Raw genomic sequence first — 15,747 nt, 5'->3', positions numbered from 1 at the left:
GTTTTAGTTTGCCGCGCACGGTGGTTCCCGTCCGTTTCATTGAAGCTGGGCGATCCAGCCCCCACAGAAGTATGATTCGCGCCATAATGAGACTGCTAGCCGAAGACACCGACGTCTTTGGGAGGACAACTGGAGGGCAACCATCATGGCTGAACTAGCTGCGCAAGCAATTGTGGATGCAGTAGGGGGACCAGAGAACATCGAGAGCCTGACGCACTGTGCCACGCGTCTGCGTTTTCAACTGGTCAACTCAGAACTTGTAGATTCCGCAGCACTAGATAACATTGACGTGGTCATGGGATCGGTTCCCCAAGCCGGGAATCGCTACCAAGTCATAATCGGCGGTGGTGTAGCCACCGTGTTCCAACAGATCAACAATCTTCCAGCTATGGGAACCACCGCTGCCAAGTCGGCTGACGATGTGAAGGCCGAAGCGCGTTCGAAAGGTCCCCGCGGCAAGCACGCGTGGATGGACGGGTTCTTTGAATACTTGGCAGACAGCTTCAGGCCCATCTTGGGCGTGCTGCTGGGAGCCTCGCTAATTATCGCTTTTGCCGCGGTGATGGACGCTTTCGGAGTCCAAGACTTCCGTGCTGAGGTGAAGCCGGCAGGCTGGCAGTTCCTAGACACAATGTGGCGCTCGGTCTTCTACTTCCTACCAATCATGGTGGCCTACAACGCTGCGAAGAAGCTCAACGTCGACCCTTGGCTAGGTGCGGCGATCATGGGCGCGCTGATGACGCCCGAGTTCATCAACCTTTCTTCACGTGATGACATCACCTGTGTTACCAACGAGGCCCTGGGAACTCAGTCTTGCCGTGCGGATATCTTCGGGATTCCGCTTCTGCTGTCAGACTACGGCGGAAATGTGTTCGTCCCATTGATGATGGCGGCACTCCTCGCAGTCGTCTATCACGGCATCAAGAAGGTTGTTCCTGAGAGCCTTCAGTTAGTGTTCCTCCCCTTCCTTTCAATGATCATCATGATCCCGATCACAGGGTTCATCTTGGGCCCGCTCGGTGTGTGGCTCGGTGGGATCCTGGGTACGGGACTCGCGTGGTTGAACACAACTGCACCAATTCTGTTTGCGGTGCTTATCCCAATGCTCTACCCATTCCTGGTGCCTCTTGGCCTGCACTGGCCACTGAACGCCCTCATGCTGATGAACATAGACACGTTGGGATACGACTTCATCCAGGGCCCCATGGGCGCTTGGAACTTCGCTTGCTTTGGGGCAACCGCCGGGGTTCTATTCATCGCTGCGCGTGAGCGTGACGCTCAGATGAGACAAACTTCAACAGGCGCCCTGATTGCCGGACTCTTTGGTGGGATCTCAGAGCCTTCTCTCTACGGCATTCACCTGCGGTTCGCGCGGATCTATCCGCGCATGCTTGTCGGCTGTTTCCTAGGCGGTCTCACGATTGGTGTGGGGTCGATGTTGCTCGGAACTGCGGGGGTCACAGCCAGTGCATTCGCGTTCACTTCGCTTCTCACCATCCCGCTCTTCTCCCCGATGTCCCTGTACGTCATCGCGATTGCCGTTGCCTTCTGCACCGCAATGGCATTGGTTGTCATTACCGACTACCGCACGCCGGAACAGAAGGCCGAAGCCTTGGCGCGCATTGCTAAGCAGAAGGCCGAGGGCGGTCCGCATGTGGACATCCTTGAGGAGGAAGAGGCCCAGGACGGATTCGAAACACCAGCCCAGCAGGCGGGTATCACTGCTGCGGACGCAGAACCGTTCCTCGAAGCCGGAGCTGTTGCAACCGCAGTCAAGGAGCGGCCGAGGACGCAGGCTCCCGGGATGGTACCGGGTACCGTGACAGTCCTGTCTAGCCCATTGCAGGGAAAGGTTGTCCCGTTGAAGGATGTTCCGGATCCAGGATTTGCCTCGGGAGCGGTTGGTGCGGGTGTGGCCATCGATCCCAGCGAGGGTCGGCTGGTTGCTCCCGGAGACGCCAAGGTGATCATGACTTTCCCAACTGGCCACGCAGTGGGTTTGAAGATGGACAGCGGTGTTGAACTATTGGTTCATATCGGCATAGATACAGTCAATATGGAAGGGTCCGGTTTCAAGGTCTTGGTGTCGAAGGGTGACATCGTCAGTGAAGGGGATCCTTTGGTTGAGTTTGATATCGCTGCAATCAAAGCTGCGGGGTATTCACCAATAACACCCGTCTTGGTGACCAACCATAAGAAGTTTGGTTCGATTGATGCGCGAGCAGATGGCGATGCGACATTCGGCTCACCGCTTCTGAAGGTCGCGGCAAAGGGCAACCAATAGCACTCAAGCGATTAGGTGTTGTGACGTCGTTGCAGCCTTTGGGTTGGGGTCAGTTTTCAGAGAAGAGAGTCGACCCCAACCCGAGCTCGTGATCTCGAACATAGCGGCCGCTCGCGGTTTGCAAGGGATGGTGTGCCTGAAGTAATCTGTCCTCTGTTGCCCCGATAGCTCAGTCGGCAGAGCGTCTCCATGGTAAGGAGAAGGTCAAGGGTTCAATTCCCTTTCGGGGCTCTGACTGTCCCTAGCGCAAGCAAGGAACAGTTGTGGCGAGGTAGCTCAGCTGGTTAGAGCGTACGACTCATAATCGTAAGGTCCGGGGTTCGAGTCCCCGCCTCGCTACAATGGTGAGTTATGGGTCACGGTAGTTGGCGTGATGCCTAATCCGTTCGTAGAATCGCTTGTGCTTATTTATATCCCGCAAGGCACCTTGCGGAAACGTTAAGGAAATATCGTGGCCAGCAAGTCCTCAGATGTTCGCCCCAAGATCACTCTCGCATGCTCGGAGTGCAAGGAGCGTAACTACATCACCAAGAAGAACCGTCGCAACACCCCGGACCGTCTAGAACTGAACAAGTTCTGCCCGCGTTGCAACAAGTCAACGGCGCACCGCGAAACCCGCTAAGCGCTTCGATCTATCTCAGACGCCCCTCCGGTAAGGTTGGGGCGTTTGATTTTTCAACCGCTGTTGCCCGCAGCGGCCAGGCATGGACCGCGGGGTGAAGGACACACTGTCCTAGTAAACTTCACACAAGCCGAGCGGTCCCACGCTCGATACATGGTTTCAAGGAGCAGCGATGGAAGGCCAAGCCGCCCCCCTGTCTCAGCTAACAACGCTGAGGATCGGGGGAGTGCCGAGAACCCTGATCGATGCAGACACAGAGAGTGACTTCATCGATGTGGTGGCAGACCACGATCATGCTGTCGGGATCCTCAAGGAGCGACGCGCGATCCCAAGCGTCTTGGAGGGCGGTAAGCAGTGGTATCGCCTCCCCGAAGAATCAGAGGAGTCCCAAAACCAACTGCTTGTTCTGGGTGGCGGCTCGAATCTGGTGGTTTCAGACGCCCCTTACCTTGGAACTGTCATCCGTGACTCGCGAAGGGACTTTGCGGTTCACGATCGTAGCGAGCGAAGTGGCATCACAGTTGAGGCAACCTCTGGAACGACGTGGGATGATCTTGTCGCCTATGCGATAGGGCAGCACTGGTCGGGTCTTGAAGCCCTCTCCGGGATCCCCGGAACTGTCGGTGCCGCACCCGTGCAGAACATTGGGGCGTACGGCAGGGAGATTGGTGAGAACCTGGCCTACGTGCGTGCTTATGACAGGCTCACGGGCCGGGTCCAGTTACTTTCCCGCGCAAGCCTTGACTTGGCGTACCGTAGTTCAATTTTGAAGAAGTCGCTATCGAACCGCAAGGCTGGTGGTGGCCGAACCTGGCAGCACACGGGGCGATGGGTTGTTCTCAGCGTCGCTCTCCAGTTGCTCGAGGACGACAGGTCAGCACCCATCCGCTATACGGAGCTAGCAAACGCGCTGAGAGTCGAGGTCGGATCCAGGGCCTCTACGGTCGACGTGAGGGCCGCTGTTCTGGAACTGCGCTCCTCCAAAGGAATGGTTCTGGACCCTGAAGATCATGACACGTGGTCTGCTGGCTCTTTCTTCACCAATCCGATCCTCACGGAGCGTGAGGCAGATGAGAAGCTGCCCTTCAAGGCGCCACGTTTTCCCGTTGAAGTGGGATCGAACGCTCCTCTTACGGGCGTGGATGAATCTCACGCGACAGTTGAGGGGAAGATCAAGACTTCTGCTGCGTGGCTTATTCAGCAGGCGGGCTTCTCGAAAGGATTCGGCCTCACGGAGAACGCGCAGGCACGACTCTCAACCAAGCACGTCCTCGCCCTCACCAACCGCGGAGATGCCACCAGTGAGGATGTGGTTGAACTTGCGAGAGCGGTGCGTGACGGTGTGGAGTCGCATTTCGGAATTCGCCTCGAGCCAGAACCCGTTCAAGTGGGAATCTCAATCTGATCGCCCAGAGACGGGGTTGACTCCAGTAAGCTGACAGTTGCTAACCAGTGTCGGTCAGAGGAGTGAAAATGGCGAAAATCAAGGTAATCGGTCCCGTTGTTGATCTAGATGGCGATGAGATGACAAGGATCATCTGGCAGTTCATCAAGGACCGTTTGATTTTCCCCTACCTGGACATCGATCTGCGGTACTACGACCTGTCGATCCAGAACCGCGATGCAACCGATGACCAGGTGACAGTTGATGCTGCGGAAGCAATCAAGAAGTACGGTGTCGGCATTAAGTGCGCCACCATCACACCTGACGAAGCCCGTGTTGAAGAGTTTGACCTCAAGAAGATGTGGCGTTCCCCGAACGGGACTATCCGCAATATTCTGGGTGGCGTCATCTTCCGGGAACCGATCATCATCAACAATGTTCCGCGTTTGGTCCCAACGTGGACGAAGCCGATCGTTGTTGGGCGTCATGCATTTGGTGATCAGTACCGTGCCACGGACTTCAAAGCCCCCACGGGTGGGACGGTGACTCTAACGTTCACTCCTAACGACGACTCAGAACCAATGGAGTTCGAGGTCGTTGAGATCCCGGAGTCCGGTGGAGTGGTGATGGGAATGTACAACTTTAACGACTCGATTCGCGACTTTGCGCGCGCCTCGTTCGCATATGGGTTGCAGCGCGGTTTCCCCGTCTACATGTCGACAAAGAACACTATTCTCAAGGCATACGACGGGCAGTTCAAAGACATCTTCCAAGAGGTGTTTGATGCCGAATACAAAGACCAGTATGAGGCCGCCGGCCTCACGTACGAGCACCGCCTAATCGACGACATGGTTGCGTCTGCCCTGAAGTGGGAGGGGGGCTATGTCTGGGCCTGCAAGAACTACGATGGCGATGTCCAGTCTGACATTGTCGCGCAGGGCTTCGGTTCCCTGGGCTTGATGACCTCGGTACTGATGACACCGGATGGCAAGACTGTTGAGGCCGAGGCCGCTCACGGCACGGTGACCCGCCACTATCGCCAGCACCAGGTTGGGAACCCGACCTCGACCAACCCCATTGCATCCATCTTTGCTTGGACCCGCGGGCTTGCCCACCGTGCGAAGCTGGATGAGACGCCCGAGGTCGCGGACTTCGCGAACACGTTGGAGGACGTGGTCATCAAGACTGTTGAGTCCGGCAAAATGACCAAGGATCTCTCCCTCCTGATCGGGCCGGAGCAGCCTTGGCTGACAACGGAAGAGTTCCTTGGCGCTATTGATGAGAATCTGCGTGAGCGACTCTCTTAGGACGACTGCCTGAAAGCAAAGCCTCTCTCGGGAAGGGAAGCCAGAAATGTCCATCCGCAACTTCGTTGAACCATCAGACGTTGAACTAATTAGTGGGATCAACGAGAGGACCGGGGAGCCGTACAGACTCGGGGTGCTTACTTCCGGTGGGGACGCACCGGGAATGAATGCCGCGGTTCGAGCTGTTGTGCGCACGGCCCTGGCCGCAGGTGCTCAACCCTTCGCGGTATTGGAGGGGTGGGATGGTGCCGTCCGGGGTGGGCAGTTCATCAAGGAGATGGATTGGTCTTCTGTATCCTCCATCCTCGGTAAGGGCGGCACCACCATCGGGACGGCGCGAAGTGCCGAGTTTCGTGAGTATGACGGGCGCCACAGGGCAGCCAAGAACCTCATCGATAAGCGCATCGACGGGCTCATCGTCATCGGTGGGGACGGCTCCCTCACCGGAGCTGATCACTTCCGTCGCGAGTGGGGCCAGCACTTGGCCGAACTCGTGGAAGAGGGGCAGATCACCCCTGAGGTCGCTCGGGACTACCCGGAGTTGACGCTGGTCGGCCTGGTCGGGTCAATCGACAACGACCTCGTCGGCAGCGACATGACTATTGGTGCTGACACCGCACTGACCCGCATCATTGCCGCGATGGACATGCTTGCATCCACAGCCGCCTCCCACCAGCGCACATTCGTTGTTGAGGTGATGGGGCGTGCCTGCGGGTACCTGCCTCTTATGGCGGGCGTTGCTGGCGGTGCAGACTATGTTTTCACACCGGAAGAACCCGCTGGAAACGGGTGGCAGCAAGACATGTGCAGGAAGCTGCAGCTGGGAAGGCAGGCTGGCCGCCGTGAATCGATCATCCTTGTGGCAGAAGGTGCTCGGGACATTTATGGTAAATCGCTGACCACAGAGGATGTCAAGACAGCACTAAAAGAGGGGTTGGACGAGGACGCCCGGGTGACGATCCTGGGTCATATTCAGCGTGGTGGCGCCCCCACGGCTTACGACCGTTGGATGTCGACGCTTCTGGGGTACGCCGCGGTGCAGGAGCTGTTTGATCCCGCCGCGTACGGGCGCGGGGTGATCCTCGGTGTACGGAGAAACCGCGTGACCCGACTACCCCTCGAAGAGTCGATTCAGGACACGAAGGCTGTTGCTGGACTCATCGAAGAGGGGGAGTACATCGCTGCTCGGCGTGCTCGCGGCAGAAGCTACTACCAGATGGGGAATGTCTTTTTCACTCTCTCTGCACCACCACAGTTGACCAAGGACAGGAAGAAGACCAAGCGCGTTGCGATTCTGCATGCGGGCGGCCTGGCACCCGGAATGAACACCGCCGTTCGTGCCGCGGTTCGGCTTGGCTTGGATTGTGGTTGGGAAATGCTGGGTATTGAGGGCTCTTGGGACGGCCTCATCAATGAGAGTATCCGCCCTCTGAACTGGGAAGCAGTCGAAGGATGGGCCTTTGATGGGGGTGCCGTCCTCGGGACGCGCCGTCCCGTTCCGAAACCGGAAGAGTACTACGCGTTGGGACGCTCCATCGAACGCAATGACATAGACGCGCTTCTTGTCATCGGCGGGCATTCCGCCTACATGGCAGTCAGCGACCTCAACGCGGCGCGGGGGCACTTCCCAGCCCTGAATATTCCGATCGTCCTCGTCCCCGCATCTATCGACAACAATCTGCCGGGCACGGAGCTAACAATTGGGGCAGATACGGCCATTAACAATGCGGTGTGGGCCCTGGACCGCATGAAGGAATCTGCTGCTGCCTCACGACGCTGCTTTGTTGCAGAGGCCATGGGGCGCAAGTGCGGCTACTTGGCGCTGATGAGCGGTATCGCTTCGGGAGCCGAGTATATTTACCTCAATGAAGAAGATTTGGCTCTTGACGACCTATCTCACGACTTGACACTTATGAGGAAGTCTTTCGAGGACGGTCGTCGGGTGTTCATGGTAGTCATGAATGAGGAGACTTCAACGCATTACGATCGCGAGTTTATCTCTCGCGCCATTGAGGCGGCTGGTGAAGGGTTGTTTGATGTCCGTGACTCCGCCCTCGGTCATATTCAGCAAGGTGGGATGCCTTCGGCGTTTGACCGCATTCTCGCTACTCGGCTAACCCATAGGGCCGTGGTCTACCTTGAGCAGGCGTTCCGTGGAGGAAACACGGATGCGGTCTTCATGGGAATGGCCGATGACGGTATCACAGCGCAGCCCGTGACCATGATGTCGGAACTGTTGGATATGGTTCACCGACGACCCAGGGAGCAGTGGTGGTTGCCGCTGCGACTCATGAGTGAAACTGTTTCTTTGGAGAACGCCGAACTGCAGGTGCGACGCATCCAAATCGCTGGTTCAGCGCCCGCTGCACCGGGCGAACAACGGGTCATGAAGGAAGCTATGAGAGAAGGAAAGAAATGACCAAAGACGCCGTACTTGGCTCACCGGTTGATCCCACGACAACGGCTGCCTGGGACACCCTGGAAGAAACTGCTCAAGAGTTCGTGCCTGACATCGGTGGGTGGTTTGCTGCGGACCCGAAGAGGGCGCAGAGGTACACCCTCACTGCCGGTGATTTGCATGTGGACCTTTCGAAGAATCTGATTATGCCCTCCGTCCTCGCCCAACTCATGGCTCTGGCAGAGCAGACGGGCGTGACAGAGCACCGGGACCAGATGTTTGAAGGCTTGCGGATAAATGTAACGGAAGACCGAAGCGTCCTCCACACGGCTTTACGCCGACCTGAGGGGGAGGCCCTGCTGGTCGATGGAGCCGATGTGATGCCGGCGGTGCATGCCGAACTCAAGAAGGTCTACTCGTTTGCAGACCAGGTCCGGGACGGGTCCTGGACGGGAATCACAGGCAAACCTCTGACAACGGTCGTCAACATTGGCATCGGGGGTTCCGACCTCGGCCCCGTCATGGTCTATGAGGCGCTGAGGCCTTTCGCAAAAGAGGGGATGGAAGCACGTTTCATCTCGAATATTGACCCGACCGACGCGGCGGATACGGTTCGCGACCTTGATCCTCAGACAACGTTGGTTGTTGTAACCTCCAAGACCTTCACAACGCTGGAAACCATCACGAATGCGCGTGTTGTCCGCCAGTGGTTCCTCGATAGTCTGACTGAAGAGGGCGTAATTGATGGTCCCGACTCCGCGAAGGCGCAAGAAGCGGTTGCCAAGCACTTTGTCGCCGTGTCGACGGCACTGGACCGCGTTGCCGACTTTGGGATCGACCCTCAGAACGCGTTTGGGTTTTGGGACTGGGTGGGCGGAAGATACTCTGTTTCGTCGGCCGTTGGAACCTCCCTGGCTATCGTCCTCGGCCCGCAGGTTTTCTCTGAGTTCCTTGACGGGCTCCATAAGATGGATGAGCACTTCTTGAGCACTCCAGCAGAGAAAAATGTGCCGATGTTGATGGGACTACTGAACGTCTGGTACGTGAATTTTCTCAACGCTTCTTCCCACGTGGTGCTGCCCTACTCCCAGTACCTGCATCGCTTCCCGGCCTACTTGCAGCAGATGACCATGGAATCGAATGGTAAGGGGGTGCGGTGGGACGGTTCACCAGTTTCTTATGACACCGGGGAAGTGTTCTGGGGTGAACCAGGAACGAACGGACAGCACGCCTTCTTCCAACTGCTTCACCAGGGCACCAGGTTAATTCCGGCTGACTTTATTGCCTTCGCGAACCCGACCTGGCCGCTTGCGGACGGTGATGCGGACATGCACGAACTGCTACTTTCCAACTTCTTTGCACAGACCAAAGCGCTGGCATTTGGTAAGTCTGAGGACGAAGTGCGTGCGGAAGGAACGGCAGAAGAGTTGGTATCAGCGCGCGTGTTCACTGGAAATCGCCCCACCACTTCGATCATGGCACCCGCTTTGACGCCCAGCGTGCTCGGCCAGTTGGTTGCCCTCTATGAGCACCTGACCTTTGTTGAGGGAGCCGTCTGGGGAATCGACTCGTTCGATCAGTGGGGGGTTGAGTTGGGCAAAGTTTTGGCTATGGGTCTGCTTCCCGCTATCGAGGGCGACCGTGAGGTCCTGGATGAGCAGGATCCTTCAACCAAGGAACTCATCGAATACTACTTGGCTAACCGTAAGAAGTGACCGGATGGCCCGGTTCCCACCGGGGTCTAAGGGCCCTGCGGGACCGCGGTTGTCAGACCTATGATTGACCAGAGAAATCAACTTGTTTTTTCACAAACACTGAGGAGTTAATAAATGTTGGAACCCCGCACGATAACCGTCACAGGTGCAGCTGGCAATATCGGCTATGCCCTCTTGTTCCGCATTGCGTCGGGCGCTGTGTTCGGTGATGACACGCCTGTGAAGCTGAACCTTCTGGAGATCCCCCAGGGCGTGCGCGCAGCCGAAGGTACCGCAATGGAACTGCTGGATTCGGCGTTCCCCCTGCTTGATTCAGTGAACGTTTTTGACGATGCCAACAAGGCATTCGAAGGTTCAAACATGGCATTCTTGGTTGGGGCTCGCCCTCGTACCGCCGGTATGGAGCGCGCAGATCTCCTAGAGGCGAATGCTGGAATCTTCGGCCCGCAGGGCAAAGCAATCAATGACCATGCCGCTGAGGACATTCGTGTCCTAGTTGTTGGCAACCCGGCCAATACAAATGCTGTGATTGCTCAGAACGCAGCGCCGGACGTCCCCGCAGAGCGCTTTACTTCGATGCTGCGTCTTGACCAGAACCGGGCTATTGCTCAGCTCGCCGCTAAGACAGATGCATTTGTTCGTGACATCAAGAATGTGACTGTTTGGGGCAACCACTCCGCAGATCAGTACCCGGATGTTTCCTACGCAACTGTCAACGGCACACCCGCTGATGAGCTGGTATCGGCAGAGTGGCTGAAGGACTACTTCCGCCCAACAGTTGCCAAGCGTGGCGCGGCAATCATCGAGGCGCGCGGTGCGTCTTCGGCTGCTTCGGCTGCTTCGGCTGCAATTGACCACATGCATGACTGGGTCAATGGCACCAAGGATGGCGAGTTCGTGACGGTTGGACACTACTCTGACGGCACACACTACGGCGTGCCAAAGGGCTTGTCGTTCGGCTTCCCCTGCGTTTCGGTGGGTGGCGAATACAAGATCGTTGACGATCTTGAGATCAACGCTGGCACGCGCGGCGGCATTGAAGAGAACATTGCTGCGCTTACTGAAGAGTACGACGCCGTGAAGGCGATGGGCTTCATCAAGTAGTAGCAGATTTGTTGGAGGGGGCCGGACCGGTTTGGTTCGGCCCCCTCCTCATGTGTTGTGACCCGGTATGGTTCGACCCCTTCCTCATCTGCTGCGACCCGGTTTGGTGTGGGCGCCCCGGTGTGGGTGGGGCGACCCAAGTGCAAGGCTCCCGCGGGGTTCCCCAGCATTGCGGAGCCGCCTACGCCATACGGAGCCCGATAGGCCCAGCACAGCCAGGGATTACACCGTTATGCCAGCCTGGTCGGCTCCCTATGCCCTAACTGGCTCCCCATGCCCTAACCGGCTCGCTAAGCCCAACCGGCTCCGTAAGGCGTACCAGCCACAGCCCCCAACCAAACCCACAGGCAGTCGGACACGCACAGGGCCCCAATGAGTTGAGAGACGGACGCTGCCAAATGTATACGTGGGGATGAAAAGCGCCCCTGGGGTACGTACCCCAGACGAACATTTCGCCCCCACGTATACATTTCGCGAAAGGCTGCGCTGGACGCTTGGTTGGGGCCGATGCGGGGCAGGCGTCCGTGGCCGGGGCTGGGCAGTGGGCTGGGTGGGCCGGGCGCTTGGCTGGGCGCTTGGCCGGGCTGAGGCCTGACGTCTCACCTCTTCATGTGTTCTGACCTGCGGCTTTACGCTTATGATGTTAGCGGCAACAAATTGCCTTGCGTCGAGTGGGGGCCACCTGCGTACACTCGACCAACGACATTGAGTTTTGGGTGAGGAGCCGTGACAACACCAGCAGATAGCGCTGCACCCGTGGCAAAGCTTCCAACAAGTGAGCGCCAGCGGGCTGTACTTCGTGCCGCCCAACTTTACTTTCTCGATGGCCTTACCCAAGCAGCTGTTGCGGAGAGAATGGGGTGCACTCGTTGGACCGTGGGACGCCTCCTCAAAGAAGGTGAGGACTCCGGAGTTGTCGACATTCGTATTCGTCATGCACAGGCCCGGGTCCGTTCACTCGAGATTGAACTGGAATCACGTTTCGGCCTGGCTGACGTTCAGGTTGTTGGCACCCAGGAGACCACCGGACAAACCCTGGCACTGGTTGCCCAAACTGCTGCTGATTATCTTGCTGACATTCGCCCTCGTCCGACGGCGGTGGCCCTCGCGTGGGGTCGAACAACTTCAGCGGTGGCACGCGCCGCAGCACCACGATGGTCCCCAGGTACCCGCGTCGTTCAAGCAAATGCTGCACCCGGAGGAGTTGATGAGCTGCTTGGTTCTGGAGCTACCCGACTCCTGGCCCGCAAAGCCCCCGGCACAGTCTCCCTATTTGACGAGGTTCTGGAGAATTCGTTGCGGGGAGCGAGTCCCGATATCTCACCCGCAGCACGACGCGTTGTGGACGAGGCCGAGAGTGCTGACGTCATCATCTTCTCACCCGGATCTATTCCTTCATCATCGATTATCGTCAAGTCGGGGATCCTGTCCCACGTGGAGCTAGAGGAACTGTGGGAGCGCGGCGCGAGGGCGAACGTCCTCGGCAGGTTGGTTGATGCGGAGGCTCAGCCGGTGTCAGACAGGCTTGAGGGGCGCCTTCCCGCAATGTCGCTGCGATCACTAGCGCAGGCGCCGTGGTCCATAGCTGTTTGCACAGGTCCAGACAAAGTTGCTCCGCTGGCAGCTACGCTGAAAGGCCGTTTAGCAAACGTGCTGATCACTGATTCACAGACCGCGACGGCCCTCCTCGACTAACTGTCTTCCACTGCAAACCTTGGCGCCGCCCGCACTTGTTTGGGCAGTAGGGTAGGTACGTTCCTATGTTCGGGAGCCACGCAAGTATCGAGGGGAAGTATCGTTTTGTCTTCTAGTCTCTACCAGCCGCTGTCAATCGTAGATCCAGAGATCCATGCCGTCGTCGAGGGCGAACTAGGGCGCCAACGCGGAACCCTTGAGATGATCGCATCAGAGAACTTCGTGCCGTATGCAGTCTTGGAAGCGCAGGGCTCCGTTCTGACGAACAAGTACGCGGAAGGCTACCCAGGACGCCGCTACTATGGCGGTTGCGAATGGGTAGACATTGCCGAAGAACTGGCGATCAGTCGAGCCAAAGAGCTGTTTGGCGCCGATCATGTCAATGTTCAACCCCACGCTGGAGCCCAAGCCAACGCTGCTGGCATTCAGGCTCTTGCAGCACCCGGCGATCGTTTGCTCGGCCTCGAACTGGCACACGGTGGTCACCTCACGCATGGAATGAAGATCAACTTCTCAGGGCGTTTCTACGAGTCGCACTCATACGGCGTTGACCCCAACACCTATCTGATCGACATGGACGTTGTGCGCGACCGCGCTCGTGAGGTCCGTCCCAGCGTCCTTATTGCCGGATGGTCTGCCTATCCGAGGCAGCTGGACTTTGAGGCGTTCCGCTCAATTGCGGACGAGGTCGGGGCAGCACTAATGGTCGATATGGCCCACTTTGCCGGTTTGGTGGCTGCGGGGCTGCACCCAAACCCCTTGCCGTACGCCGACCTTGTCACCACCACTGTGCATAAGACACTGGGAGGACCTCGGTCAGGGATGATCCTCACTTCACGGGGTGAGCAGTGGGGGCGGAAGATTGACTCGGCTGTGTTCCCGGGACAGCAGGGTGGTCCGCTGATGCAGGCTGTTGCGGCGAAAGCCGTCGCAATGAAGATCGCGGCCTCGGAGGAGTTCCGTGAGAGGCAGACCCGTACCCTTGCGGGCGCCAAGATCCTTGCTGACCGCCTGCTACAAGATGATGTGACTGCGGAGGGGATCTCGGTTCTCACAGGCGGCACGGATGTTCACCTGGTGCTGGTTGACCTGCAGGCCAGTCCCCTGAGTGGTGCGGATGGGGAAGATTTGCTTCACCGCGTCGGGGTGACGATTAACCGCAATGCTGTTCCGTTCGATCCTCGCCCGCCCAGGGTCACATCGGGCTTGCGGATCGGCACCCCCGCCTTGGCTACCCGCGGATTCCAAGTGGAAGACTTTGTGGAGGTTTCCGACATCGTTGCCACCGCGCTTCGTCAGGGTGCTCGCGGAGAGGTCGACGAGGCCGGACTGCGTGACCGAGTTGCAGCTCTCGCTTCAACGCACCCGCTCTATGAAGACATCGCTGATCTCAAGGTCATGGCATGAGGTTTCCTTGGCCGACAGGTTCCGCAGGCGAAGGGGAAGATGTTGCCTTACCGCTTGACGGGTCGTCGCTCGCTGCAAGGAAGAAGCAGCAGCTCCGAGATCGAGTTGAGGTTCTCAAGTCCAAGGGCGTGACGCCCGGGCTGGGGACGATCCTGGTTGGGGAAGACCCGGCCTCGCACATCTATGTTGGCGCGAAACACCGCGACTGTGAAGAGGTGGGGATCCGCTCTATCGACGTCCGCCTCCCGGCAGATGCAACGCAGGCGGATGTGGAGGCTGCGGTTCGCAGACTGAACGCAGATCCATCCTGTACCGCCTTCATCGTGCAGCTCCCTCTGCCGGATCACATTGACGAGTCGGCGATCTTGCACCTCATGAACCCTGCGAAGGACGCGGACGGCCTCCACCCGTACAACCTGGGTCTCCTGGTTGAAGATATTGTGGGCACCTCACAGGCCCCTCAACCATGTACGCCCAGAGGCGTTGTGGAACTCCTCCGTGACAATGGAGTGGAACTTCGCGGGGCGCGAGTCTGCGTTGTTGGGCGTGGTCTGACGACGGGACGCCCCCTGGGTCTGATGCTGGGACAGCGTAGCGTTGGTGCCACTGCGGTTCTTTGCCACACCGGGACCCGTGACCTCCGGGCTGAGATGCGAGCAGCTGATGTCATTATCGCCGCGGCAGGGGTTCCCGACCTGGTCACTGCCGAGGACGTGAAGCCAGGTGCTGCAGTTGTTGACGTGGGGGTATCAAGGCGGGACGGGAAGATTGCCGGGGATGTGGCAGACGGTGTTCAGTTCGTTGCGGGCTGGCTGTCACCCAATCCGGGTGGAGTCGGACCGATGACGCGCGTCATGCTTCTTGAGAATGTGGTCCACCAGGCGGAGCTGCAAGCATAGAGCAGAACGTTAGTGGGCCAGATCCTCGTGTGAGGCGTGCAGGTCTGAGTCGATCTGAAGCGTGACGTGGTTCAGATCGACATCAAACCCGGACTTGAGTGCTTCCTGCAGGTCGTGGAGTACTTCTACTGTTTGACCAGATGACACGCACTCTTCGGAGACGATGACGTGTGCAGTGAGGATGTTCAGTCCTGTGCCGATGCTGGAGACGTGGAGGTCGTGAACCTGGCGCACAGCCGGATTCTCACAGATCCTCTTGCGGACCTCGTTGAGGTCAAGCCCGCTTGGTGTTTTTTCCAGGAGGATGTCGACTGACTGTCGCAGGATAGCCACGGCGCGCGCCGCAATCATGATGGCTATTAGAAGGGAAGCCAGAGAATCGGCGTAAGGCCACCCTGTCCACATCAGTACCAGGGCAGCTACGATGACAGCCACGGAACCCAGGGCATCCGCGCTCACCTCAAGGAAAGCTGCCTTCATGTTGAGGGAAGCTCCGCGTCCTCCAAAAAGGATCGACATGGAGATCACGTTGGCCACCAGCCCGATGACACCAACTAGGAGCATGGGCCCGGCCTCGACGGCCGTGGGGTTCATAAAGCGTCCGACCGCTTCCCACCCAATGAATCCGCAGAGAACAATGAGAAGACCAGCCTGGAGCCCAGCCGCCAGTATCTCTAGCCGCGCAAACCCCCAGGTCCACTTGTCTGTTCGAGGGCGGGTCATCAGGTGAGCTGCGAAGAGCGCAACAACCAGGCCGATTGAATCGGTTGCCATGTGGCCGGCATCAGCGAGGAGAGCTAGTGAGCCGCTCCAAATAGCTCCGACTATCTCGACAAAGAGAATGGATACTGTGACACCTAGGGCCCAAGCAAGGCGCTTCCGTGACATGGTGGCGGTTGCGTGGGTGTGAGAGTGACCATGGCTTGGGGCCG

At 58.2% G+C, this 15,747-nt stretch carries 11 protein-coding genes and 2 tRNA genes; 12 read left to right on the top strand and 1 reads right to left on the bottom strand.

Annotated elements, in window-relative coordinates; genetic code table 11:
• Positions 1 to 145 precede the first annotated feature (145 nt).
• From IDL90_RS09645 to IDL90_RS09590, 12 genes are all read left to right on the top strand, one after another.
• The gene (locus IDL90_RS09645) at positions 146 to 2,284 is read left to right on the top strand and encodes a glucose PTS transporter subunit IIA (protein ID WP_187994369.1); all 2,139 of its coding nucleotides are present in this window, start codon (positions 146 to 148) and stop codon (positions 2,282 to 2,284) included.
• A gap of 158 nt (positions 2,285 to 2,442) precedes the next feature.
• Positions 2,443 to 2,515: transfer RNA gene (locus IDL90_RS09640), tRNA-Thr, on the top strand.
• A gap of 34 nt (positions 2,516 to 2,549) precedes the next feature.
• Positions 2,550 to 2,623, top strand: a tRNA-Met gene (locus IDL90_RS09635).
• Positions 2,624 to 2,735: 112 nt separating this feature from the next.
• Positions 2,736 to 2,906, top strand: coding sequence for a 50S ribosomal protein L33 (gene rpmG, locus IDL90_RS09630; protein ID WP_182141883.1), 171 nt, complete (start codon positions 2,736 to 2,738; stop codon positions 2,904 to 2,906).
• Between the two features lie 172 nt (positions 2,907 to 3,078).
• Positions 3,079 to 4,311 carry a UDP-N-acetylmuramate dehydrogenase gene (locus tag IDL90_RS09625; protein WP_182141884.1) on the top strand — a complete coding sequence of 411 codons (1,233 nt, stop codon included), beginning with the start codon at positions 3,079 to 3,081 and terminating at the stop codon, positions 4,309 to 4,311.
• Between the two features lie 68 nt (positions 4,312 to 4,379).
• Positions 4,380 to 5,597 carry an NADP-dependent isocitrate dehydrogenase gene (locus IDL90_RS09620; RefSeq protein WP_182141885.1) on the top strand — a complete coding sequence of 406 codons (1,218 nt, stop codon included), beginning with the start codon at positions 4,380 to 4,382 and terminating at the stop codon, positions 5,595 to 5,597.
• 46 nt (positions 5,598 to 5,643) lie between these two features.
• Complete coding sequence (locus IDL90_RS09615; protein ID WP_182141886.1) at positions 5,644 to 8,016, top strand: 6-phosphofructokinase; 2,373 nt, start codon at positions 5,644 to 5,646, stop codon at positions 8,014 to 8,016.
• Positions 8,013 to 9,710 (top strand): glucose-6-phosphate isomerase, encoded by a 1,698-nt coding sequence (gene pgi, locus IDL90_RS09610; RefSeq protein WP_187994368.1) that lies wholly within the window; start codon positions 8,013 to 8,015, stop codon positions 9,708 to 9,710. The genes IDL90_RS09615 and pgi overlap by 4 nt, the downstream gene beginning before the upstream one ends.
• A 114-nt stretch (positions 9,711 to 9,824) precedes the next feature.
• On the top strand, positions 9,825 to 10,814 hold the full coding sequence (locus IDL90_RS09605) for a malate dehydrogenase (protein ID WP_187994367.1): 990 nt from the start codon (positions 9,825 to 9,827) through the stop codon (positions 10,812 to 10,814).
• 726 nt (positions 10,815 to 11,540) lie between these two features.
• Positions 11,541 to 12,509: a sugar-binding transcriptional regulator gene (locus IDL90_RS09600; protein ID WP_187994366.1), complete on the top strand. Its 969-nt coding sequence runs from the start codon at positions 11,541 to 11,543 to the stop codon at positions 12,507 to 12,509.
• A gap of 105 nt (positions 12,510 to 12,614) precedes the next feature.
• On the top strand, positions 12,615 to 13,916 hold the full coding sequence (gene glyA / locus IDL90_RS09595) for a serine hydroxymethyltransferase (RefSeq protein WP_187994365.1): 1,302 nt from the start codon (positions 12,615 to 12,617) through the stop codon (positions 13,914 to 13,916).
• A complete protein-coding gene (locus IDL90_RS09590; protein ID WP_187994364.1) occupies positions 13,913 to 14,815 on the top strand; it encodes a bifunctional methylenetetrahydrofolate dehydrogenase/methenyltetrahydrofolate cyclohydrolase in 903 nt (300 codons plus the stop codon). The genes glyA and IDL90_RS09590 overlap by 4 nt, the downstream gene beginning before the upstream one ends.
• Positions 14,816 to 14,824: 9 nt before the next feature.
• Here the strand turns inward: IDL90_RS09590 and IDL90_RS09585 are convergent, their stop codons facing one another.
• Positions 14,825 to 15,703, bottom strand: a complete 879-nt coding sequence (locus tag IDL90_RS09585; protein ID WP_262509016.1) for a cation diffusion facilitator family transporter — start codon at positions 15,701 to 15,703, stop codon at positions 14,825 to 14,827.
• Positions 15,704 to 15,747: the final 44 nt, after the last annotated feature.

Source organism: Schaalia sp. JY-X159 (genome assembly GCF_014525425.1).
Classification (GTDB): Bacteria; Actinomycetota; Actinomycetes; order Actinomycetales; family Actinomycetaceae; genus Scrofimicrobium.
Note: the sequence above shows the minus strand (reverse complement) of the source record. Positions and strands in the feature narration are given on the sequence as shown.

Coding starts and splice junctions, on each gene's coding strand:
- IDL90_RS09590 (WP_187994364.1), top strand. CDS start 13,913: ATGAGGTTTCCTTGGCCGACAGGTTCCGCAGGCGAAGGGGAAGATGTT.
- IDL90_RS09605 (WP_187994367.1), top strand. CDS start 9,825: ATGTTGGAACCCCGCACGATAACCGTCACAGGTGCAGCTGGCAATATC.
- IDL90_RS09615 (WP_182141886.1), top strand. CDS start 5,644: ATGTCCATCCGCAACTTCGTTGAACCATCAGACGTTGAACTAATTAGT.
- IDL90_RS09625 (WP_182141884.1), top strand. CDS start 3,079: ATGGAAGGCCAAGCCGCCCCCCTGTCTCAGCTAACAACGCTGAGGATC.
- IDL90_RS09585 (WP_262509016.1), bottom strand. CDS start 15,703: ATGTCACGGAAGCGCCTTGCTTGGGCCCTAGGTGTCACAGTATCCATT.
- pgi (WP_187994368.1), top strand. CDS start 8,013: ATGACCAAAGACGCCGTACTTGGCTCACCGGTTGATCCCACGACAACG.
- IDL90_RS09645 (WP_187994369.1), top strand. CDS start 146: ATGGCTGAACTAGCTGCGCAAGCAATTGTGGATGCAGTAGGGGGACCA.
- IDL90_RS09620 (WP_182141885.1), top strand. CDS start 4,380: ATGGCGAAAATCAAGGTAATCGGTCCCGTTGTTGATCTAGATGGCGAT.